At 38.6% G+C, this 23,204-nt stretch carries 20 protein-coding genes and 1 other RNA gene; 9 read left to right on the top strand and 12 right to left on the bottom strand.

The window, feature by feature from the left end; translation table 11 throughout:
* Nucleotides 1-57 precede the first annotated feature (57 nt).
* Nucleotides 58-522 (bottom strand): pilin, encoded by a 465-nt coding sequence (locus tag CXF79_RS20280; protein ID WP_101158270.1) that lies wholly within the window; start codon nucleotides 520-522, stop codon nucleotides 58-60.
* A 782-nt stretch (nucleotides 523-1,304) separates the two neighbouring features.
* Between CXF79_RS20280 and rplM the strand changes: the two genes are divergently transcribed.
* From rplM to CXF79_RS20250, 7 genes are all read left to right on the top strand, one after another.
* The gene (gene rplM / locus CXF79_RS23545; protein WP_011045172.1) at nucleotides 1,305-1,733 is read left to right on the top strand and encodes a 50S ribosomal protein L13; all 429 of its coding nucleotides are present in this window, start codon (nucleotides 1,305-1,307) and stop codon (nucleotides 1,731-1,733) included.
* Nucleotides 1,734-1,736: 3 nt separating this feature from the next.
* Nucleotides 1,737-2,129: a 30S ribosomal protein S9 gene (gene rpsI, locus CXF79_RS23540; RefSeq protein WP_011045171.1), complete on the top strand. Its 393-nt coding sequence runs from the start codon at nucleotides 1,737-1,739 to the stop codon at nucleotides 2,127-2,129.
* 457 nt (nucleotides 2,130-2,586) lie between these two features.
* Nucleotides 2,587-3,177 carry a ubiquinol-cytochrome c reductase iron-sulfur subunit gene (gene petA / locus CXF79_RS20270; protein ID WP_011045169.1) on the top strand — a complete coding sequence of 197 codons (591 nt, stop codon included), beginning with the start codon at nucleotides 2,587-2,589 and terminating at the stop codon, nucleotides 3,175-3,177.
* Nucleotides 3,177-4,454, top strand: coding sequence for a cytochrome b (locus CXF79_RS20265; protein WP_198560109.1), 1,278 nt, complete (start codon nucleotides 3,177-3,179; stop codon nucleotides 4,452-4,454). The genes petA and CXF79_RS20265 overlap by 1 nt, the downstream gene beginning before the upstream one ends.
* Entirely contained in the window at nucleotides 4,454-5,212 is a 759-nt protein-coding gene (locus CXF79_RS20260; RefSeq protein ID WP_011045167.1) for a cytochrome c1, read from the top strand. Before CXF79_RS20265 ends, CXF79_RS20260 begins: the two co-directional genes overlap by 1 nt.
* A gap of 92 nt (nucleotides 5,213-5,304) precedes the next feature.
* On the top strand, nucleotides 5,305-5,946 hold the full coding sequence (gene sspA / locus CXF79_RS20255; protein ID WP_011045166.1) for a stringent starvation protein SspA: 642 nt from the start codon (nucleotides 5,305-5,307) through the stop codon (nucleotides 5,944-5,946).
* Nucleotides 5,946-6,425 (top strand): ClpXP protease specificity-enhancing factor, encoded by a 480-nt coding sequence (locus CXF79_RS20250; RefSeq protein WP_011045165.1) that lies wholly within the window; start codon nucleotides 5,946-5,948, stop codon nucleotides 6,423-6,425. The genes sspA and CXF79_RS20250 overlap by 1 nt, the downstream gene beginning before the upstream one ends.
* Before the next feature lie 407 nt (nucleotides 6,426-6,832).
* Here the strand turns inward: CXF79_RS20250 and CXF79_RS20245 are convergent, their stop codons facing one another.
* Genes CXF79_RS20245 through CXF79_RS20230 form a run of 4 tightly spaced genes read right to left on the bottom strand, consistent with a single transcriptional unit; the run spans nucleotide 6,833 to nucleotide 10,501 of the window.
* On the bottom strand, nucleotides 6,833-7,441 hold the full coding sequence (locus CXF79_RS20245) for a BON domain-containing protein (protein ID WP_101157500.1): 609 nt from the start codon (nucleotides 7,439-7,441) through the stop codon (nucleotides 6,833-6,835).
* Nucleotides 7,442-8,032, bottom strand: a complete 591-nt coding sequence (locus CXF79_RS20240; protein WP_011045163.1) for a phosphoheptose isomerase — start codon at nucleotides 8,030-8,032, stop codon at nucleotides 7,442-7,444.
* 53 nt (nucleotides 8,033-8,085) lie between these two features.
* Nucleotides 8,086-8,475, bottom strand: a complete 390-nt coding sequence (locus CXF79_RS20235; RefSeq protein WP_011045162.1) for a YraN family protein — start codon at nucleotides 8,473-8,475, stop codon at nucleotides 8,086-8,088.
* Nucleotides 8,462-10,501, bottom strand: a complete 2,040-nt coding sequence (locus tag CXF79_RS20230) for a penicillin-binding protein activator (RefSeq protein ID WP_101157498.1) — start codon at nucleotides 10,499-10,501, stop codon at nucleotides 8,462-8,464. Before CXF79_RS20230 ends, CXF79_RS20235 begins: the two co-directional genes overlap by 14 nt.
* 161 nt (nucleotides 10,502-10,662) lie before the next feature.
* Between CXF79_RS20230 and rsmI the strand changes: the two genes are divergently transcribed.
* Nucleotides 10,663-11,511, top strand: a complete 849-nt coding sequence (rsmI, locus tag CXF79_RS20225; RefSeq protein WP_101157496.1) for a 16S rRNA (cytidine(1402)-2'-O)-methyltransferase — start codon at nucleotides 10,663-10,665, stop codon at nucleotides 11,509-11,511.
* 53 nt (nucleotides 11,512-11,564) lie between these two features.
* An RNA gene (gene rnpB, locus CXF79_RS20220) (RNase P RNA component class A) lies at nucleotides 11,565-12,000 on the top strand.
* A gap of 155 nt (nucleotides 12,001-12,155) precedes the next feature.
* Here the strand turns inward: rnpB and CXF79_RS20215 are convergent.
* The 7 genes from CXF79_RS20215 to CXF79_RS20185 form a co-directional block, all read right to left on the bottom strand.
* A complete protein-coding gene (locus CXF79_RS20215) occupies nucleotides 12,156-13,292 on the bottom strand; it encodes an alkaline phosphatase D family protein (RefSeq protein ID WP_101157493.1) in 1,137 nt (378 codons plus the stop codon).
* A complete protein-coding gene (locus tag CXF79_RS20210; RefSeq protein ID WP_101157492.1) occupies nucleotides 13,292-14,452 on the bottom strand; it encodes a sulfatase-like hydrolase/transferase in 1,161 nt (386 codons plus the stop codon). The genes CXF79_RS20215 and CXF79_RS20210 overlap by 1 nt, the downstream gene beginning before the upstream one ends.
* 84 nt (nucleotides 14,453-14,536) lie before the next feature.
* Nucleotides 14,537-16,825, bottom strand: a complete 2,289-nt coding sequence (locus CXF79_RS20205) for a TonB-dependent receptor domain-containing protein (RefSeq protein WP_101157490.1) — start codon at nucleotides 16,823-16,825, stop codon at nucleotides 14,537-14,539.
* 205 nt (nucleotides 16,826-17,030) lie between these two features.
* Nucleotides 17,031-18,365 carry a sensor histidine kinase gene (locus CXF79_RS20200; RefSeq protein ID WP_198560108.1) on the bottom strand — a complete coding sequence of 445 codons (1,335 nt, stop codon included), beginning with the start codon at nucleotides 18,363-18,365 and terminating at the stop codon, nucleotides 17,031-17,033.
* Nucleotides 18,355-19,707 carry a sigma-54-dependent transcriptional regulator gene (locus CXF79_RS20195; protein WP_011045148.1) on the bottom strand — a complete coding sequence of 451 codons (1,353 nt, stop codon included), beginning with the start codon at nucleotides 19,705-19,707 and terminating at the stop codon, nucleotides 18,355-18,357. Before CXF79_RS20195 ends, CXF79_RS20200 begins: the two co-directional genes overlap by 11 nt.
* Before the next feature lie 199 nt (nucleotides 19,708-19,906).
* Nucleotides 19,907-22,399: an ABC transporter permease gene (locus CXF79_RS20190; protein WP_101157488.1), complete on the bottom strand. Its 2,493-nt coding sequence runs from the start codon at nucleotides 22,397-22,399 to the stop codon at nucleotides 19,907-19,909.
* The gene (locus CXF79_RS20185; protein WP_101157486.1) at nucleotides 22,396-23,130 is read right to left on the bottom strand and encodes an ABC transporter ATP-binding protein; all 735 of its coding nucleotides are present in this window, start codon (nucleotides 23,128-23,130) and stop codon (nucleotides 22,396-22,398) included. The genes CXF79_RS20190 and CXF79_RS20185 overlap by 4 nt, the downstream gene beginning before the upstream one ends.
* Nucleotides 23,131-23,204: the final 74 nt, after the last annotated feature.

The raw sequence follows: 23,204 nt of genomic DNA, 5'->3' as shown, positions 1-23,204 counted from the left end.
CAGATAACTACTTAACTCTTAGGTTTGTTGTAGTTAAGAATTAAGTAAATACAATGATTAACACAAGTTAGCTTTAGTATTACTACAAACACCAGGAGCCCAGCTAACAGAACCATTAGCTAGTAATGTCCCTGTTAATGTATAAGTTTCAGCAGTATTTGGTGAATTAGTTGCTGCAGTAGCGGTAATAATAAATGTACCACCCGCAACACCAGAACCTGCTGCAACAGCTGGAGCAGTTCCCGTTAAGGCTGTACCAGCAATGTCTGCGGCTGCTGTTACATCAGCAGGAACGCCAAATTTACCTTTTTCACAGTTGCCAGAATTCGGAAGGCCTTGTGTTTGGGCACAGATAGCGATAGCCGTTTTTATATTTGCTGCCGCTAAGGTTGTTTCAGTAAACTCAGCACGCTTGGTATAGTCTTGGTAAGCAGGTAACGCAACAGCTGCCAAAATACCGATAATCGCTACAACGATCATTAATTCAATTAACGTAAAACCTTTCTGTGCATTATTCTTCATTTTTTGTAAGTTTTTCATATTTATAGTTCCATTTAATTTTTACGGGGGCTGACTTCATACTGCGACAAAACTTCACAAATGTAAAATTTTGTTTCGACTTTTTTTTATTTTTTTGCTGGTCAACCACCAAGTGGTTGTTTTGTAACCCGTTGTTAACTGCGCATTAACCTTTTTGTTAATTTAGACTTTTTAACGTAAATCACGCTAAGTCTTTTTAATATAGAAGAAAATTTATCTTTTATAAGGAATAGCATTACAATTGATAAGCAATTTTAATGAGTATTAACGATTGTTGGAAATTGCTGTTGAAATATTTAGTAAGTACTCATTATTAATCTAATTGAACGCACCGCATGGAACTCAATAATCGGGAATAGGTTTTACCAAACCCAAGCTTAATCTTGTATTTTATTATTCAAAGTAAATATATGCGATATATCTTATAATATAGTAGTGGCTTACATCAGTCAGCTACTTACCCATTACACGATTAAAGTGACTAAAACCCTAGTAATTAATAGCAATGACGTTACTAATTTAAATAATTAACTATTTTTTCAACAAATATAGGTGATTTTAGATAGTTCTTTCTGTATAATCCGCGCTCCCTACGTTACAAAAGCCTATTATTTGGTGGTTTCTTTTTACTTTTATGTGAATAGTTCCCTATAAATAGTGGCGCTGGGCTCGATGCTCGAAGGGGCAATGGCGTAGTCCATTTAACCGGTAGTTTAAATTTTTAAATTATCATTTAAGTAACATTTTTAAGATTGGGTTTTTTAATGAAAACTTTTGTAGCAAAACCAGCAAGCGTACAACGCGAATGGTTCTTAGTGGACGCCGAAGATAAAACTTTAGGTCGTATCGCTACTGAAATTGCAACCCGTTTACGCGGTAAGCATAAAGCAGAATATACACCTCACGTAGATACTGGCGATTATATCGTTGTTATCAATGCTGAGAAAGTACGTGTAACAGGTAACAAAGCGAAAGGTAAAATTTACTACTCGCATACTGAATTCCCTGGTGGACTTAAGCAAATTAGCTTTGAAAAGTTAATTGAAAAAGCTCCAACACGCGTTCTTGAATTTGCAGTGAAAGGCATGTTACCTAAAGGTCCTTTAGGTCGTGAAATGTTCCGCAAATTAAAAGTATATGCAGGCCCAGAGCATGCACATACAGCACAACAACCACAACTTTTGGAGCTTTAAGCAATGGCTGATAATCAATATTACGGTACTGGTCGTCGCAAGAGCTCAACTGCTCGTGTGTTCATGAAAGCTGGTAACGGTGCAATCACAATTAACAAACGTGACATTTCTGAGTACTTCGGTCGTGAAACTGCTCGTATGGTTGTTCGTCAACCATTAGAGTTAGTTGAAATGTTAGAAAAATTTGACTTTAACATCTCTGTAGTAGGCGGTGGTATTTCAGGTCAAGCTGGCGCGATTCGTCACGGTATTACTCGTGCATTAATGGTTTTTGATGAAACTTTACGTGGTGAACTACGTAAAGCTGGATTCGTTACTCGTGATGCGCGTAAAGTTGAGCGTAAGAAAGTTGGTCTTCATAAAGCACGTAAGAAGCCACAATTTTCAAAACGTTAATATTCGTCATATTCAGGATTTATACAGCATTGTCTGCGCTGTTCGCCCCAGTCACTTAGTTAACCTAAGTTCAGGGGCTCACAACTTGACCGCTTTGTCTAAATCCAGAATATCTAGAATATATGCATTTAAAGAACCGACCTTGTGTCGGTTTTTTTATGTTCTAATTAAAGCTAATTTTTTGTTAATAATTCCTATTAACTCTGTCTAAATATACTTTATTTATTCTATTTCAAAGTATTTCAAATTATTTCTGTTTTTACAGTGCCTAAGCCCCTTTTTACCTTGTAAAAAACACGCTATTTCTTTATGATCGTAAAAATTTTTTGTCGATATACCACTTGGTATGAATTTGATCTAACAAAAACAAACGCTGTGCTTGCTGGTTATTATAAATTTATCGCTTAGTTAGTCATAAAAATAATTGTTTTGTTAGTGTCTTAGTTGGAGAGTATGAATGAGCAATGTGCCTGTAAATAACGGCCGCAGACGCTTCCTAACCGCTGCTACTGCAGTTGTTGGTGGTGTTGGTGTGGCTGGGGCTGCTGTGCCTTTTATTGCTTCCTGGAATCCAAGTGCTCGCGCGAAAGCTGCGGGTGCTCCAGTTGAAGTCAATATAGGTAAAATACAGCCTGGTCAATTAATCCGTGCTGAATGGCGTGGTAAACCCGTTTATATAGTACGTAGAACGGAAAAAACAGTTAGTAATTTAGCTAAACACGATGACCAGTTGCGTGATCCTGATTCTGAAAAAGCCCAGCAACCTGTTTATGCAACTAATGCCTATCGTTCAATTAAACCTGAATTCTTAGTTGCCTTAGGTGTTTGTACTCATTTAGGTTGTGCTCCTACTCACCATGCTGGTGATTTCGATCAGTTTGTTGAAGGCGTTCCCAATGGCTTCTTCTGTCCATGTCATGGTAGTAAATTTGATATGGCTGGTCGTGTATTTCAAGGCGTTCCAGCACCATTAAATTTAGTGGTTCCAGAGCATTCTTATATCAATGATGACACTTTACTTATTGGTGTTGCTCAAGGAGATGCGTAATGTTAATGAAATTAGCTACTGATTTCATGGGTTGGATAGACAAACGTTTACCTGTAACAGATGCTTGGAATAAGCATTTAGCTCAGTATCCAGCACCAAAAAACTTCAACTTTTGGTACTTTTTTGGCTCTCTAGCCATGTTAGTACTAGTAAATCAAATTGTTACCGGCATTTGGTTAACAATGAATTATGAACCATCTGGTGATGGAGCATTCGCCTCTGTTGAGTATATTATGCGTGATGTCGACTTCGGTTGGTTATTACGTTACATGCATTCTACGGGTGCATCTGCCTTTTTCGTCGTCGTATACATGCACATGATGCGTGGTCTTATGTACGGTTCATACCAAAAGCCTCGTGAATTACTATGGATCTTCGGTATGTTGATCTTCTTAGTATTAATGGCTGAAGCCTTTATGGGCTACTTATTACCTTGGGGTAATATGTCATATTGGGGTGCGCAAGTAATTATCTCCTTGTTTGGCGCTGTACCAATTATTGGTGATGATTTAACACTTTGGATACGTGGTGATTACGTAATCTCGGGAGCTACCTTAAACCGTTTCTTCGCTTTACACGTTATTGCTATGCCATTGGTATTGGTTGTTCTAGTGTTCTTGCATATTCTTGCCTTGCATGAAGTAGGTTCAAATAACCCTGAAGGTGTTGACATTAAAAAGCCTAAAGGCAGTGTTAAACCTGAAGAACTAAGTAAGTTTACTTTCCATAAACAATATAGTGAAAAATACGATATTGTTGATGCTGTTCCTTTCCACCCTTATTACTCTGTTAAAGATATTATGGGCGTTGCTGGTTTCTTATTCTTATTCTGTTGGGTAATGTTCTTCGCACCAGAGGGTGGTGGTTACTTTATGGAAGCACCAAACTTTACCCCTGCGAATGGTTTGAAAACACCTGAGCATATTGCACCTGTATGGTATTTTGGTCCTTTCTATACAATATTACGTGTTGTTCCTGATAAGTTATTAGGTGCGGTTGCAATGTTTGGCGCTATCGTGATGTTATTTGCTTTACCATGGTTCGATCGTGGTGTTGTTAAATCAGTTCGCTATCGTTCGAAGTTACATTTAGTTAACTTAATTCAATTCGCTATCTGTTTTGTTGTTCTTGGTGCTTTAGGTACTATGCCAGCAACACCAACGGCTAATTTAATTGGTGTGATTGCTAGTTTTGGTTATTTTGGTTTCTTTATTGCTTTGTGGTTCTATAGCAAAAATGAAAATACTAAACCAGTTCCAGAAAGGATTGCAGACTAATGAAAAAATTAATTATAGCCGCTACTTTCGGCATACTTTTCAGCGTAACGACACTGTTGTCGTTCACTGCTGTGGCTTCAGGGCCTAGTATTCATCTAGATAAAGCGAATAATGATTTATCAGATAAAGAGTCTTTGAAAAAAGGTTTTAAAACATATTTGAACTATTGTTTAGGCTGTCATCAGTTACAATACCAACGTTATAATCGTACTTTTGACGATTTAGGTATTGATAAAGCTGATGGTGTGGCTAACTTCATGCCTACAGGTGACAAAGTTGGTGGTCACATTCTAAATACCATGCCGGAAAAAGAAGCGGCAAAATGGTTTGGTAGCGCGCCACCAGATTTAACGTTGGAAGCACGTTTACGTAGTCCTGATTGGATCTATACTTACTTACGTTCTTTTTATATTGATGAATCACGTCCATTTGACGTAAATAACACAGTATTTAAAGATGTAGGTATGCCGCACGTTTTACAAAGTTTGCAAGGTGTAAGTACCTTAGTTGTACATAAAGAGCTTGACGAACATGGCGAAGAGCACGAAGTCTCTAGCTTATCACCAGCAATGGGTGGTAGTTTAACTGCTGAAGAGTATGATGTAGTAGTACGTGACTTAACAAACTTCTTAGAATATGTTGGTGAGCCGAATAAACTTGAGCGTAAAGCCCTTGGTTATTGGGTATTAGCTTTCTTATTCTTCTTCTTTATTATTTCTTATTTCCTTAAGAAAGAATATTGGAAAGACGTACACTAAGTTATTATTGCAATAAGTTTCAGGGGAATTCGATAGTCAAATGTCGAATTCCCCTTTGTTAGTTTTTAAAGTAAACGATTTTAGGAGGCTCTATGGCCGTAGCAGCAAATAAACGCTCTGTGATGACGTTGTTCTCTCATGCCGATGATATGTACAGTCATCAGACACGCATTGTTCTAGCAGAAAAAGGTGTTGGTGTAGACATCAACTTAGTTGATTTAGCTAACTTGCCTGAAGACCTATTGGACTTGAATCCATATGGTACAGTACCGACTTTAATTGATCGTGAATTAGCACTATATGAAGCTAAAATCATTGTTGAATATTTAGATGAACGTTTTCCACATCCACCATTGATGCCAGTTTACCCTGTAGCACGTGGTCGTAGCCGTTTATTGATGCATCGTATGGAGCAAGATTGGTATAGCCTTACTAAATTGATTATGTCTGGCACTGCAACAGAAGCAGCAAAAGCGCGTCAAGAATTAAAAGAGAGCTTACTAAGTATTGCGCCAATTTTAAACGAAGCACCATACTTTATGAGCGAAGAGTACAGTTTGGTTGATTGTTATTTAGCACCATTATTATGGCGTTTGCCTGTATTTGGTATTGAATTGACTGGTCAAGGTTCAAAAGAACTTAAAACCTATATGTTACGTGTATTTGAACGTGAATCATTCCAAGCTTCATTGACTGAAGAAGAACGTGAATTACGCTTTGGTCATCCAGCCTAATGGATGACGCAACACCTAACTCAATGAGCTCGAATAAGCCTTATTTAGTTAAGGCTTTCTATGAGTGGATTTCAGACAATGACCTAACGCCATACATCATGGTAGACGTCAATGTTTATGGTGTCTTAGTGCCGATGAGTTACGTTGCAGATGGACAGATTGTTTTAAATGTTGCCAGTTCAGCTGTTGGTACTATCGCATTGGGTGATAAAGCTATTGAGTTTAGTGCCCGTTTTGGCGGTAAGTTAGAGCACATCACGGTACCTTATGGTGCTGTAGGTGCTATATACGCTAAAGAAAATGGCGCAGGAACTTCATTACCAATCGAACATCCTGTCGAGGATGAAGATGACGTGGTTGATGTGATTCCTGAAAAACCAAAGTCTACTTTAAGTAGTGTTGCTTCAACGGGTAGTGAGACAGAAAAGTCGAGCAAGCCCAAAGGAAAAAGTAAAGCTAGCCTAAAAATTATTAAATAATTTACATATTGTTAGTGTTATTAAATTTTAAAACCCGTAAATATCAATGATATTTACGGGTTTTTTGTTTTAATTTCAATAAACTAAATAATACCAATTCCATTAAATTTATTCCCACCTCAGAGCTATGTCAGAAGAGTCATAGCAAACAAAATTTTTGCTATTATAGTCATTCTATATCTCACAAATTTGTGCAGTTATTGCTTTTCTGACAAGCTCCCAAGGGCGAGTTTAAAAGGCTTGTATGCTATGTTATTGATTTTGAGAAGGACGCTGCATGGATGCAGCTTATTAGAGAATGCAGGAGCATATTCTCCTGAAGAACCATTCTCTTCAATCAATGCCTTGCCTTTAAGCCTTTTAATTCTCGCTGAGTGGGAAATAACTTAATGGACTTGGTATGAGTATTAAATATACTCAAAAGCCTTGAATACACGGCTGACACCGTTGATGTTACGCGTGATTTCTACCACAATATTCGCTTCTTTCTTAGTGACCAAACCTAAAAGAAATACTTCAGAATTTTCAGTGACAACCTTAATATCTTTGGCATTTACTTCGCCATTGGTAAGCAAAGCTGATTTGACTTTAGAGGTTAGCCAAATATCATTGCTCTGTGTCGATATCGCTGTTGTCGAGCCAATACGGACCTGATTATGTATCGTTACAATGTCAGGAACATCTTGGATGGTTTTTATCGCGAGGTCTCTCAGGTAGCTATTAGGAGCCTGGCCAATAACTAAAACAGTGCCATTCATACTAATCACATGTAAGTTCGTGTTATTAGACAATGCCTTTTGTTTATTTAATTCATTATGAGCGATAAACTCAATACTTTGATCATCAATTTGTTTACTAAAAGTTCTCCTATCTGCCACCATAGTGGCACCAGCGGTAACGGCAACTACCGTTGCAACGGCACACCCTTGCAACGTTGAAGCGAGCATGAGAAGTCCTGCAATTCGTGCAGTTTTTCTGTTAGCCAATGCAGATAAGCCATTTTTTAGAATAAGCATTTATGAATCACCTTGAGGGAATAGGGTAGTATCAATAATCTCACATAAACTATGCAATACAACTAAATGAACCTCCTGAATTCTAGAGGTTCTTGCTGATGGAACGCGGATTTCAACATCGCCCTCACCTAATAATCCTGAAATATCACCACCGTCGAATCCTGTTAAGGCAATAATTGGAATATCACGAGATACTGCACTCTCAATAGCTTTAACTACATTTCGTGAGTTACCACTGGTAGAAATAGCTAATAATACATCGCCATTATGACCAAGGGCTCTTATCTGTTTGGAAAAAACTTCATCATATTGGTAATCATTAGCGATTGAAGTAATGGTTGATATATCACTGTTTAGAGATATTGCTGGCAGGCTAGGGCGTTCAGTTTCATATTTGTTGAGTAATTGGGCACAAAAATGTTGGGCATGGCCAGCAGAGCCACCATTGCCACAAGAGATAATTTTATTGCCGCCAAGCAGGCATTGAACCATCATCATACCAGCATGTTCAATAGATGGTCCTAACAACTCGCTAGCAGCTATTTGTGTTTGAATGCTCTCGGTAAAATTGTTTTTGATCTGTTCTAGCATGGAAAAATGACTCCGTGACTATTTAAAATGAGTAATGAGTTAATTGTAAAAAGCTAAAAGGCATTTTTTAACCAAGTAACTTGTGGCTGAGTAATATCACCTTCAAGCGCTACCACATCTACGCGGCAGGGAGTATTATATTCATTTAATCCGTTTTGATGTAGATAAAATGTTATGCAATGTTTAACCTTATTTTGTTTACTCGCTGAAATAGCGGCAATTGCACCACCAAAGCCTTTGCTTTTACGATATTTTACTTCAACAAAAACATAAGTATCACCATCAAGCATAATAAGATCAATTTCACCTTGGCGAGAGTGGAAATTTCTTTCAATAAACCTTAGGCCTTGTTTAGACAAATACTGCTGTGCATAGCTTTCCGTAACTTGTCCTTTATCGGTACTGCTTGTATTTTTGGCTGAGGTTTTATTATTCCATAACAATAGAAACCACCCTGTTTTTCTTGTAAACACCCCAAAGTAAGCTGCGTGTCAAAATGCTATTTTTATTGAGCTTGAGTACTCCGGTTTGTCCCCAGTGATGGAGATAAGGCGCTTGTTGCATTAATGGAATCTTATTAATGAGTTGGTAGCTGTCATATCCCATCGCAAAAAGTCGAGATAAGCCATCACTACGCTTTGGCCAAAGTTCTTGACTAAGAACCGCCAATTCTACGTTTTGCTCGCTGGCTAGCAACCAAGGGATTTCGGTAAACGTTAATCCTTGTAAGTCGCTATTACTGCTGTAATCAGTTTGAGTACTGTGGCTTCGTGAGCTAGCAAAAACAGGAATTATTTCAGCAAATTCACTTATGTTGACTTCGATATACGGCTTTACTAAGCGCGTTTGCTCGGGGGTGCCAACGAGATAAATCATATCTATATCACGTCGATTACGGGTTTTAGTTTTAATACTCTGGTTCAAACGGCTTTTGAGTTTAGTAATACGAGTCTTACTTTTATCTACCGATAAACTGGCTTTAATATTCTCTTGCATTTGAGCGCCAGTATCATAATAGACAACCTCAATGGTGTTACCTGTAATCCGCTGCCACTGTTTGACAAAAGCTTGAGCAATTCGCTTACTGACAATATTTTCTTGGCTTAATACCACGGGATGCTGAAATTTTTGACGACTCAGCGTTGCTGCGGCTTGTTTAGCTTCGTCTTCTGGGCGCATAGAAAGCACAGTATGATGACGTGTTAAAGAAGATTTTGCCGGGATATTTAACAGTAAAGTATCTATCGCTTTACTGTCTTGTGTTGGCTCTAAATAGCTCTTTATCGCAGAATCGCTGTCGATAGCAGTGATATAATCAGCTGTTTTATTTTGGCTAATTGATGATGTGTCTAAGGCACCCTCGGTTTTATTGATATCAAATAAACCCGAACTGGCATTAAGCAAGTCATCATTTTTCGATTGTGTTTGTGCGCTGGTATGGCTGATGTATTTATCAACATTAGATTTAAGTAATGGCCCAATCACATAATCGATTTTTAATGTTGTAAAATCATTAGTTAACCCGTACCAGTTGACTGTATTACTATCGACAAAGTGCAGGCTTTTAGTGTTGTCGTTGGCAAAGCTGGCCAAAATACCTTGTTGGATTGCTCGCCCAGAAGATTGTTGTTTACCACTTAAGGGCAAAATCACTGCTATATTTTTTATATCTTTCGTTGAGATCGCTTGAGAAGAAAGCTGTTTTGCGATGATATTCGCTGGATGGAGTTTGAATTTTTTCTGCCATGTGCTCAAATGGTATTTCATTTGTGCTTGATTGCCACCAAACTTATTCGCTAAGTTAGTTAACATTAACCAACCTTTACTCTCAGGCGCTTTATCCAACGAAAGCATGTTGAGCTGCCATTGGGATAGGGTCTGAAAGTTATTCCAAATATCCGATATTTGCTGTTGGCTCTGTGTGTTAGCTGGAGTTACTGAAAATTCGAACAACTGGGCATTTAAAGCAGATATAGGTTGCTCCTCCTCTTGGAACGCAGCACTTAATAATCGGTAATAGCTCGCAGTAAGTAGAATGCTATTTTTAGTAGCGTATTGCTCAAGTTGATTAAGTTCTATATGGCTCTCAGGGTAATAACCGAGTTGCTGAAAACTACTTGCTTTAATCAGAGCTAACTGAACTTTCTCATGACTATAATTAATTAGATTGTCATCGACCAATGGCATGGTTTTATCTGCAAGCCAAAGTGCCTTTACATAATTTTCTTGCTGATAAAATAGTTTGGTTGCAATCAATAATTCATTTACTGCGCCGTTGGTGTTTGATGTTTTAGCAAGTTCAACGTGTTGCTCAGCAGACAAGGCTCCTGCATCGACATCAATTTCTTTAATTTCAGTGGGTGCTTGAGTCTGTGTTGTAGGATCGGGAGCTTGCTTAGTACTGCAACTAGCAAGAAAAATAAGCAATAGGGCAGGTAATACTCGAGATTTAAAATGGTGAAAATGCATTGAAAAGTTATCTACCTTTGTTGGCTTTAATCTTACAAGTAAGCACGCTGTTTTTAACACAATAAATAAATCCGTGCATATTGCTATCAGTATGGGGTTATAATAAACGCCTACGAAGTTAGTCACAACTAAATCCGCCTAATCAAGTGAAGTAAGTTTACATGAGTGAAACAACCCTAACCCCATCGACTCTTTATATTGTCGCCACCCCAATTGGTAATTTAGGCGATATCAGCCAAAGGGCAATTGATATATTAACGCAAGTTGATGTTATTGCGTGTGAAGATACTCGACACACGGGGAAATTGCTGTCTGCATTTTCTATTAAAAATAAAACCATGTCATTACATGACCATAATGAGCGTCAACGCCAGGATCAAGTGGCTAGTATGTTACAAGAGGGCAAAACTATTGCGCTTGTATCCGATGCAGGAACACCCTTAATCAGTGACCCTGGTTTTCATCTAGTTCGCCATTGTCGAAGCCTAGGCTTGCAAGTTTCACCTATCCCAGGTGCCTGTGCTGCTATAGCTGCTTTATCGGTTGCGGGTTTACCAACGGATAGATTTAGCTTTGAGGGGTTTTTACCTTCTAAGTCTGGTGCCAGACAAGCAACGTTAACTGCGTTGGCAGATGAATCTCGCACTATGGTTTTTTATGATGCACCACGCAGGGCTATCGACACGGTTCAAGATATTGTTACGACTTTGGGCGGTGATCGCTATATTGTTATCGCTCGAGAATTAACAAAAACATTTGAAACTATTCACAGCGACACCGCTGAAAACCTACTTGCTTGGCTGGAACAAGATGCTAATCAGTTAAAGGGGGAAATGGTGTTGATCATTGAAGGTTATAAAGCAACTGAAAATGAAATTTCAGCAGAGGTGATTAATACGCTGAAATTACTACTTGCAGAGATGAAGCCTAAAAAGGCGTGTGCTATTGCGGCTGAAATTTATGGTGTGAAGAAAAATGCATTATATGAAGTTGCTTTAGGCCTTAAATAAGGTCATTTGGCAAAGGTTATAGACTTTTCGATTGAATAAGGTAAAATGCGCGCCGAGTTGACCAGACAATCGCTGCTTTATCGTTGTAGTTTAAATTTCGATTTGAACTAGACAGATAGAGGGGAGGAAAGTCCGGGCTCCAATGAGCAGGGTGCCAGGTAACGCCTGGGCGGCGTGAGCCGACGACAAGTGCAGCAGAGAGAAGACCGCCGATGGCCGCTTGCGGAACAGGTAAGGCTGAAAGGGTGCGGTAAGAGCGCACCGGATTGCTGGTAACAGTAATTGCAGGGTAAACTCCACCTGGAGCAAGACCAAATAGGGTTTCATGATTATTAAAACGCAAGTTTTGATAATATAAGCGTGGCTCGCGTGGAAACCGGGTAGGTTGCTTGAGCTATAGAGCGATTTATAGCCTAGACGAATGATTGTCATCTCTTTTACTTTTAGTAAAGGAGCTACAAAACCCGGCTTATGTGGTCAACTCACTTATTTTGGTAAGACCGCTTGTTTTTATATTACAAAACAAGCGGTTTTCTAGAGCCTTTCAAAAGAATAACGCTAAACTCAAATCTTTACCTTCAAGCCGATAAATTCAAAAATAGTACTCTCTGAATTACACTATATCTATTGTTATTTCATCATTTTTATTGCAGATCCATACTAGCTGTTTTTGACTTTTTCTCGTAAGGACTAATTGAAGATAACGGCATTTTTTGTTGACTAAATACTTTGCCATCTACGTCTTTTAAGTTCAGCGTTATTTGCGGGTCGACTTGCTGCCAATCAATGAGTAACTCACCGTAATTTACTTTGTTAATAAAGTTTCCTATGCGATGTTTGTTAGGGCTTACTTCTTTCCATTCCTCCGTCAAGCCTGAGCTTGTTACTTCCCATAATGGATAATCTAGCTTGTCTGATACCTTAGACATTTCTCCCCAATGGGTATCACCACTAATGATTATGATGCCATTAACCTGGTGCTTTTTAATTAAAGCAAAAAGGCGTTCTCTGTCATGAGGAAAATTGGCCCAAGACTCCCAACCAGTAAATTCAGGTAATAGCTGTAAACTAGAGGCAATCACTTTAATTTTTGATGGTTTTTGTAATTCTTTTTCTAACCATTGCCATTGAGTTTCACCAATCATTGAGGCGTTTTTTAGTGAGCTAGGACTATAAGGTCCCATATTCTTCGGCTTACGTTTTGTTTGGTAATTTAGTCTATCGACACTGCTCAATTTATCTCTGTTCCAGCGTAAATCAGGTAAAATAACATGCACTTTATTGTGTTCTTCTCCATACATATAAGCAGTGTAAATACCATTTTTTTGAGTATATCTGGCTGAATTCTGTGGCTCTTGCCAGAAGTCTAACATTAACTTTCTTGATTGTTCTTTTTGAGGATATTCAGCACCTGCATCATTTTCACCAAAGTCATGGTCATCCCAAATGGCGATGGTTGGTGTGGCTGAGCGCAGTGCTTGTATGTCTGGATTATTACCTAGACGTTGATATTTGTCGGCCATGTCTTGCATGTTTTTTGTATCACCATAAATATTATCACCCAGAAAAATGAATAAATCTGCAGCCTCATTATTAATAGACTTTAAAATAGGCATAGCTTTGTCTTGATGTGAACAGGAGCCAAAAAGAATTTTTTGTGGTGAGTTCTTTAACTTGTCTGACCTATCTAAGTGAAGTAACTGATTTAATTGCGTAGCTTGTGCGGTTATGAATAGGCTAAAGCTGGTCATACATAGTAGAACAAATGATGATGATTTCATTAAAAAACCTCCTTAATAACAGAGCCTGCATTTGGATTGAATACCTTGGGGTCCTCACCTAACAAGGTCAATGCGGTAGCAGCAATTTGTTTTTGCTTAACTTCTTGTGTGGTTTTTATTTCACCACGTGCAATCACACCAGGGCCCATGGCAGCAAACCAAATATTTTCTGAGCCCACTATGCCATTTGGAAACGCTTTGAGACTTTTCATATAACCTTGTACTGCTAGTTTTGAAGCATGGTGTTGCCAATCGTCGGCATTACTACCTCGGCCATGATCCGTGGTGATCATTAATACGGTATTATCTTGATAGCCTGGCGTTGTTTGTAGGGTGTGCCATAAGTCAGCGATAAACTTATCCGTTTGATGAGCAGAGTTTAAGTAACTGTCGTAATGGCCGTCGTGTGCAAAGTCATCTGTTTCACCTAAAGCGATTATCATGACTTTAGGTTTAACCGTTAATAAATAATCTTTAGCGTAACGATAAGTGAAACTATCTAAGCGAACATTGTGCCAAGGGCTGGGAATTTCTGTTTGTAAATTATTGAGTAACTTGGCCTGCTCTGACAAAGCATAACCTTCGGCTGAATCAAATCCTGCATTAATATAAAGCTGGCTACGATCTTTATTTAAAATATACGGAAATACATCCCAACTGCCAAATGCTGCAAGTTTGTGTTGGTATTCATTTTTAGTATTAAGCCATTCTAAAAAAGAAATTTGTGGGTTTAATTTTTTTTTATTGCTATTGATGGAGTGATCAACCACACCAGTAAAAATCTCACTGTAACCTGGGTAGGAGAAGTGCCATTGGTTAGCAATCGACATGTTTGAACCTATCTTACGATTGCCAATGACCATGCCTTCTTTTACCACGGTATTCCAAAAAAAGGGCATTAATAATTGACGACGATTTTCTTCATTGTCATGCCAAAACTTCTCCTGAACGTGATGACCTTTTCGAACAAATTTTTTATTATTGAGTAAAGCAGCATCTGCGCCAGAAAATAACTCCTGCCAACGAAGACCATCAATGGTGACTAACACTAAATTCTTCCCTGTTGCTGAATTATCAATGGCAGAAGTATCGGTTGCTGCATTAACGTTAATACTAAAGCAGGTTAGCAGTAGCATGATTAAATAGAGATTTTTTAACATGTGTAGACCCGTTATCAATTAGTTTAAATGAAAGAAGCCAAGTAATAGCTACTTGGCTTTGTTTTCAATGTTGTCTATTAAGCTTTAAAAGCTGGCAGTAAAGGTCATTGAGGCCGTTCGAGGTGCACCAATAAAGAAGGTAGTGCCATTGCCTGTTCCCGTTGATAAATAACTTTCATCGGTAATGTTGGTAACAACGAAAGCGATGTCAATTGAGCTAATTGCTTGACCGTCAAAAGGAACAAAGTAACCGGCATTGAAATCAAATGTAGTGTAAGAAGGCGCATCACCACGTTCTCCAGTATATTTACCCGATGCACCAAGGCGGAAATCACCTTTAGTGTAATCGCTTGATAAGACAAACATATCATCCACGGAATCGATGACTTTATCACCGGCGGTAAAACCTGGGGCATCACCGACATAACGTGAATCATTATTGGTATAAGATGAATATAAACTCCACTGATCATTTAAGCGGTAGTTTACACTGAGTTCAAAACCATCGGACTCAATACCACCAACATTGAGGTAAGAGCCATTAGTACCAATGGTGTAATCAATACCATCTGAATCACTTCCAGGGGCTATGAAGGTAATTCTATTCTCAAAATCAATGGTGTAGTAAGTGGCCGAAAAGCTAATATCTTCAGTGTTGTAGCGCAGGCCTAAATCAATATTCTCAGCTGTTTCTGGTTCTATGTTTTCAAGAGTCGAAGCATCCCTTTCTAACACACCATCTTTAATGGCTGAAAAGTTCTCACTGTAACCGGCAAATAATTCTATATTACTGTTTACTTGGTAAATGGCTCCAGTACTAAAGAGTACATCTGAGTCACTATTAACTTTGCCCGTTTGTTGGTTGGTAAAGCCATCCGTTTTTTCAATATCTACTAAGTATTTTTGGGCGCCGATATTCAATGAGAGATCGCCAAAATCTAGTGTGTCCTGTAGATAGAACTTTAAAGTGTCGGTTTGAAATTCATTACTATATTGTGTCCAATAAGGTGTTGCATCAAAGTGATGATAAACACGTGCATCAATCACTTTATGCCAATCTCTCGATTCATTACGCTCATTTGATTCTGCCCATAAACCAAATTTAATATCGTTCATGGCAATAGACCATTGTGCGTTTGCAGTTAAACCTACACGATCTTTTTCATAATGAGTATGACGATATGACATGACTGGCACAGCGCTATCACTATAACAGGCAGGGTGTAAACCTGGGCCAGAATCCCATGGCCAAGTAAAACTTTGCTCACAACCCGCAGCAGGGGCTAATGGCGTACCATTTTGATCGGTAAAGCCATAAGTAGACCCTATTGAGCCACCTTGATTGACGGGATTGCCTTCATCATCAACCGCAGACACTAAATAAGGAGGGATCCAATCACCTCGACCTTTATTTTTATGAAAGTAGGGGGTAATTTGAAAAGAGAAGTTGTCTGACAGTTGATAATCAAATTTCACATAACCTAAAGTATTTTCACGTAAGGTCGACCAACCCTCGGCAAACATTTGATCAAGATGGGGAGTACCGGTCCAGTTCCATGTTAACTGATCCCAGTCAGGTGTTTGATTGAACTGCTCTAAACTAACCGAATTGTAATTATCTTCATCGGCATCGTCATAAGATAAACGGCCGGTAATACTTAAGTTACCTAGCTCAGTAATGAACTTAACCTCAGCGTGCTCTCTCTCCATACCTCCGTTTGAACCTTCGCCAACCCAGCGGCTAGTGGAAGTGGATGAATAACTCGCGTAAGCGTAGGTATTATCGAAAATGCGTCCGGTGTCATGACGAATGAAATAACGAGATGCATCATGATCGCCATCGGTATAGGCCAATGTTGTTGTTTCTTCAAAAGCAGGATCTGCACTGACAAAATTGAAAGTACCTCCCAACGCTTCTAATGAGGCAGATGAAATATCAGAAGTTCCTTGTGATACTTCAATGGTACGCATATTTTCACTGTCTAAATAGCGATTTGCTTTTGCGCCCCCGCCATAGTTAGAGCCACCATTTGGGATACCGTCAATTGTCATTCCAAGTTGCTGCTGATTACCATCAATAGTAAAGCCGCGCATCGTAATCGATGTTGACCAATCATCACCACCAAAAGCATCGCCTTCATTGATGCTAATGCCGGGCAGGTTGTCCATAATAGCGAGTATGCTACTCGCAGGTGATTGCTGTTTGATCATCGATGACTCAATCACATGATTGGCATGAGATAGTTTTTTAGCCACGACTGTAACTTCTTCCATAGTGCTTTCGCTTTCTTGTTTGTCAGCTGCTGAAACAGGTAACGACAATGCTGAAGCAATGGCTATAGCGATAAGATTTTTTGAACATTGAATAGTCATATATCCCCTAGATAAATGTTTATTGTTTTAATTGCGGGGAAGTATGCTCACTGTTTATGACGGATTATCGACTAAATAATGACTTAATCATGACCGTTTAACGTATGAATTGTGACAGCTTACCTAAATGACTTATCTGATGAGGTGTGTATTTTGGGAGGGAATAGGATTATTCGATGAATGATGAAATTAAACTATCAAGATATTAGTGAGCTTTATTGTCTACTGGCCATGCCATTCTAATTCTTGCGCCATGTTCAGTATTTTCTAAGGTGAATTCACCGCCATGATTACGAGTGATTTCAGCGCACAGTGATAAGCCAATACCTGAGCCATGACTCTTAGTGGTGTAAAAAGGTGTTAAAGCATTATCAAGGTTAGCAAATCCAGGGCCATTATCTCTAATATCAATGACTTGCTTGGTCTGTTGGTAACCTTGTGAGTTTTCTTGTCGGTAGTATAAGCTAACGTCAATTTCACAGCGTTCTTCATCACAAGCTTCTTGAGCATTCTTGAAAATATTAATGAGTATTTGTGCCATTTGTTGCTCGTCAGCAAAACATTGATTACTGCCTTGATAATTTATTGTACAAGGCTCGGTGATCATGGACTTAGCATCTTCCAGTAAATCATTAAATCCAAACCAACTCGATTGTGGAGCAGGTAATTGACTCAACTGACTGTACTGTTCAATAAAGCTAAGTAAACGATTACTTCGCTGTCTGATCCGACTTAAGACTAAGCGTACTTGATCTTCGTTAAAGCTGTCATTGCATAAAAGCGTGTCAGCCATCGATGCCATTGGTGTTAAAGAATTACGAAGCTCATGCGCTAATACCCGAATAAGATTTTGCTGAGTAATGCTTTGTTGTTGATGCAATGGTTGAGAGATATCTAAAGCAGAAAAAATATGACATTTTTTTTGTTGAAAGAGGTAACTGATACTCTGACATTGCCATTGCTGATTGAACTGGCTGTGGGTTAAATTACCATTTTCTATAACAAAACCTAAATCTTCAGCGGCTGTGCCAATAAGCATAGGTTGCTGAATTTTCTCTTTCATAGCGATATTGCGATAGCTTAATTGATTATTCTCATCAAATAAACACACAGGGATAGGCCAAGAATCGAGTATATGGCTCAGTACATTTTCCAGTGTTTGATTTTGCTGTAACTTATGTGCATTACCTAGGGCGAGGGCTGATATTTCTTGCTGTAACTCAGCTAATAAATTGTCTTGATGTTGCACTTTGAAGCGTAAATTTGTTTCACCCTCCCGGACAACTTGTGTATAGGTAGTAAGTTGCATGATGGCTTGTTTCCAAAAATTATAACTACGCCAAGCAAGCCAAATGAGCGGATAAGATAAAAAAAACACTAACGTGGCTGTGGCCAATTTACTCCAGGCCAAGGTATAAGTGAGCGCAATGGTCAAGGCCAATATAACAATTAATGTAGTTGCTAAGCCAAAGATCAGCCACTGTTCATGACTGAATTTCAAGCTTAACTGTTTATTAGATTTAATGGTGTTATTCGACATGATGAATGGCAAACTTTTCTAAACGTCGATAAAGTGCATTACGAGATATATCGAGTAATTTTGCTGCTTCTATCACTTGCCCACCGGTGACTGTCATCGCTTTTTCAATCAACTGTTTCTCTGCTTGTTCAAGTGGTTGTAACAGTACCGTATCATTAGTGCTATCGGCGTTCTCTAGTAATAATTGCTGTGCTGTTATTTCTCCGCCGCTGGTGAGTAAAACTGCACGTTCAATCACATGACTAAATTCACGTATGTTGCCCGGCCAATTGTGTTGTTTTAATTTACTGAGCGCACATGGACTGATGTTTAATGCTTGTTTCCGGTACTTCTCACTGAATTTAGTGATAAAGCAATTAGCCAAGCCTGGAATATCTTCGAGTCGTTCACGCAAGGGTGGAATAGTAATCACAATTGTATTTAAACGGTATAATAAATCTTGGCGAAACGCCTGTTCACTTATCAGTTGATTGAGGTTGGCATTGGTTGCACTAATTAAACGCACATCAGCAACTTGTGTTTGGCTCGAACCTAAAATCTCATAGTGACCCGTTTCTAACACTCGTAATAATTTAGGCTGAAGTGTTAGGGGTAAAGATCCTATCTCATCAAAAAATAAAGTCCCTTTATCAGCGAGTTGGAATCGGCCAACACGATTTTGTTTAGCGTCAGTAAAGGCGCCTTTTTGATGACCAAAGAGTTCACTTTCAAATAAATTATCAGGAATTGCGGCCATATTAACCGCGATAAGTGGAGCTTGCTGGCGTGATGATAACTGATGAATTCGCTCAGCAAGCAATGATTTACCTGTGCCATTTTCACCTAAAATTAAGATGTTGGCATCTGTTGGAGCTATTTGCGCGACTAGCGTTTCAATAGCCTGCATACTTTCTGATAGACAAACCCAAGCCTTTTTATTATCGCCGGCAAGTAATTGTCGATAACCTTGGTTTTGTTCTTTTGCCCGAGAAAAGCTTAATTGCTGTTTAATACTGTTTAGTAGCTTAAGCTTGTTCCATGGTTTTTCTATAAAATCATTGGCGCCCTTTTGTAAGCCTTCTACCGCTAATTCAATTGAACCCCACGCTGTCATTAAAATCACTGGGATATTTAATGGCTGTAACTGTTCTAAAATGGCTAAACCTTCTTGACCGCTAGTGGTATCTCTAGAAAAGTTCATATCCAACAATACTAAATCTGGCTGTTGTCGGTTACTTTCTATGATAATTTCTTTAGCGTTAGCCGCTTCAATAATCTGATAGCCCTGTGCACTAAGTAATAAGTTTAATGCTAAGCGAATGTCTTCATCATCATCAGCAATTAAAATGGTGGCGTTTGTCATTGGGTTTTCCATAAAATTAAGCGGTTTTTAGCTAATACAAAGGTAAATAATAGCAATGAAAAATAAAAGTGAAAGAAACGAGGTAAGTCGTTTACTTCACTTTTACAGTAGATATTAACCCTTAGGAATAACTGCAGTTGATATTAGTATGCCAATTACTTTAGTAACTTGGCTAGTATTAAAAATCATACTAATAAATTTACTCTTCTCGCAAGGCCTGCATTGGGTCACTGCTTATCACTCGCCATGCGGGCATAATTACCGACAAGATAACAATAATCACTAACGCGGCATCTAATGAGGCCATTGCAAACCAGTTAAAGTCAGGTAACATTTCTAAGCTTTGTGATACTTGTTGATAACCAAAAACAGAAATAATAAAACCTAAACCTAATCCAACCACTAACATAGACAAAGCATCTTTTAAAATAAAGTTGACCAATTTAGCTTGTTTGGCGCCCGTTGCCATACGCACAGCAAGTTCATATTTTCGATGGTTTGTGGTCATTTGTGTTAGACCAGCTACACCAATAGCAGCAAGAAATAACGTTAAACCCGTCATGGCAAGCACTATCCATAAACTAAGACGTTGATTTAATGTTTGTCTCTGCCCAATATCTATTAATGATTGTACGGTTAAGTTCGTTAAACGTGGGAATTGACGTTTAATTTCGCTTTCTAACATCGCTGGTGTAATGGTTTTTCCTGCGGGTAACATCACAGTAAATTGTAAGGTAGAACCTGGGTTTACTCGATGAGAATATACCGAAGGTAAACCTAAGGTCTCTGCAATACCGGTTTGGCTTAAAGTATTAGCTACCACCCCTGTAACAATTGATGGTGGTGTTGAACCATCGGGACTCATTTGAATAATTTTACCGATAACCTCTTGGTAGCTTAAGTTTGAAAATAAGGATTTTGCCATATTTTCATCGATAACAATTCTATCTTCATCGTTATCAATTTGGGCTTGGCTGACATTCGCTCCAGCTAACATAGGGATATTAAAGGTTGAAAAATACTTTGCCCCTAAGGTCTTTATTTGGTGAATAACGCGCTCTCCTGATTCTTCATCACGAAAGGCATTTACACGTAAAGAATCAGACAAAGGGCCATAGTTAGGGATAATAACTCGGCTATTGCTTACCTGTTGTTCTATCAAGTTTGACACACCATCAAGTAATTGTTTAGCTTCACTTTTGCCATAGGAGTCAAAGGTATTTAATTGAGTAATATATTCTTCATCGCTAACTGTCATGCCAATTTCATAACTATTGCCTATGTCATAGCCGGTATCTTGGTATACAGCTTGATAGCTTTGCATTGCTATCATTACTGAAGCGGTTAGTAATATCGAGGCAATTGAAAGTTGTAAAACCATTAATACTCGGCTCAGCCATTGATTACTTTGTGCCTGTATTCCTTTACCACTACTATTTAAGTTATTGCCAAGTGCATGTTTATCAATATCAACCAATGCGAGGGAACTAAATAGTACGCTTAGCGCTAATATAATGGCTACTGAGGCAAGTATGGTGGTGCTATCTATAGCAATGGCGTCTATCATAGGTAAACTATCACCCGCGATTAGCGGTAAGCTTTTTATCGCCCAACCAGTCACTAATAAACCCGTTACGGCCGCTAAAACAAAACTCGGTAGGTTCTCAAGTAATACCAATAATCTCACTTTTGTTAAGCTTGCACCTAAACTTATTTGAATCGCGAATTCTTTAGTTCTTCCTTGATAATGCGCGATGAATAAATTTAGTAGGTTTAGCGTCGCCATTAATAACAGCCCTATAACGGCGGTAAATAATGCGATGAGTAGACTTTCAGTTTCACCTAACATGTTGCTACGATAATTACTGCCTTTAGCTTCTTTTTTTGTACTATTCATGAAGTCCAAAAACATTTGCACTTGCTCGCCATCGACATTTCGAGTGACATAATCTTCTAACCAAGCATCTACTTGGGCTAGTGATGGTAGTTTTGCTTGGCCGTTAGCAGATTTTAGAATTAGGGTATCAATATCGTTGCTAATATTACCTACTGAGTCAGTTTGTGTCTTAACTTTGGCTAAATTGGCGATAAACCAGACTTGCTGTGGTAAAACTGCACGGGTACTCTTTATCGCCATTACGTCTTCAATAACACCAGCAATGATATAATTTTTATTGGTAATTGTTACTTGTTTACCAATGACAGATTTAACGCTGGCAAAAGCATTCTCCCAAAGGCTTTGAGAAATCCAAACATACTTTTCTGTTGACTCAATAGTGACATCATCGCCTAGTAACAGCTGACTACCTAACACTGAAAGAATGTTACTTGACGCATCATAACGCGTCGTTGCAAACGTAGTGTTATTTACCACCACATCTTGCTCTGAAAGTGCGACACCAGCCCATTCACCTAAATCACTAAATTGCTCACTAAAGTCGACTAAACGATTCATGTTCCAATAGGAAACACTTAAGGTATCTGACATTTTAAAACGATAATCAAAGGTTTGTAACGAATCCTCATTTTTTATGCCTTGCAGCGGTTGATACAACAAGGTCGATGAAATTGAAATAACACTTAATACTGCGCCTAACGTTAAGCCAAGTGTTAAAATTAGTGGCACGCTTAGGCGGGGCAGTGAAAAGACCCGTGTTATTCCTTGATATAAGGACTTTTTGAATAAACTCATGCAACCCCCTGTAATGACTTTTCATTGTTTTCAACGTGTGGACTTAGTCCTGCATTAATCTCTGAAACAATCTGACCATCGAGCAGTTGAATTTGGCGACTAGCACAACGTGAATAGCGACTGTCATGGGTTACCATGACTATGGTGGATCCATCTCTATTAAGTTGTTCTAATAGTGACATCACTTGGTCACCATTCTTACTGTCTAAGTTACCCGTTGGCTCATCAACTAAAATTAGATCAGGTTTACCAACAAGGGCACGTGCAATAGCAATACGTTGTTGTTGACCGCCAGATAATTGGTTTGGACGATAATGTTGGCGATGTAACATATCAACTTGCGTCAATACTTTCTCAACGCGGGTTTTTATCTCACTTTTAGAACAACCTCTGTGTTCAAGTGGCAAGGCGACATTTTCAAATACAGTCAAGTTATCTATTAAGTTAAATGATTGAAAAACATAACCAATATGCTCATTACGAATTTGGGTGCGTTGGTCCACTTTTAAGCCTGCAGTCGAAATATTGGCGAGTTGATATGTCCCCTCTGTAGCTGAGTCCATTAAACCCATAATAGAAAGCAATGTCGATTTACCGCAACCAGAAGGACCGGTAATTGCAACAAACTCCCCTTGATTTATTTCCAAACTAACGCCTTGTAAAGCATGGGTTTCTATTTGCTGACCATCGTAACGTTTGTGGATGTTTGACATGGTAACTATATTTTTCATGAAGTTTTCCTTAATTTGTTTAGCTGTTGCAATGTATTTACTGCTTATTTTTATACATTTATCTTAAGATGAAT

This window comes from Colwellia sp. Bg11-28 (genome assembly GCF_002836245.1).
GTDB lineage: Bacteria > Pseudomonadota > Gammaproteobacteria > Enterobacterales > Alteromonadaceae > Colwellia > Colwellia psychrerythraea_A.
This window is presented reverse-complemented; position numbering and strand designations above follow the sequence as displayed.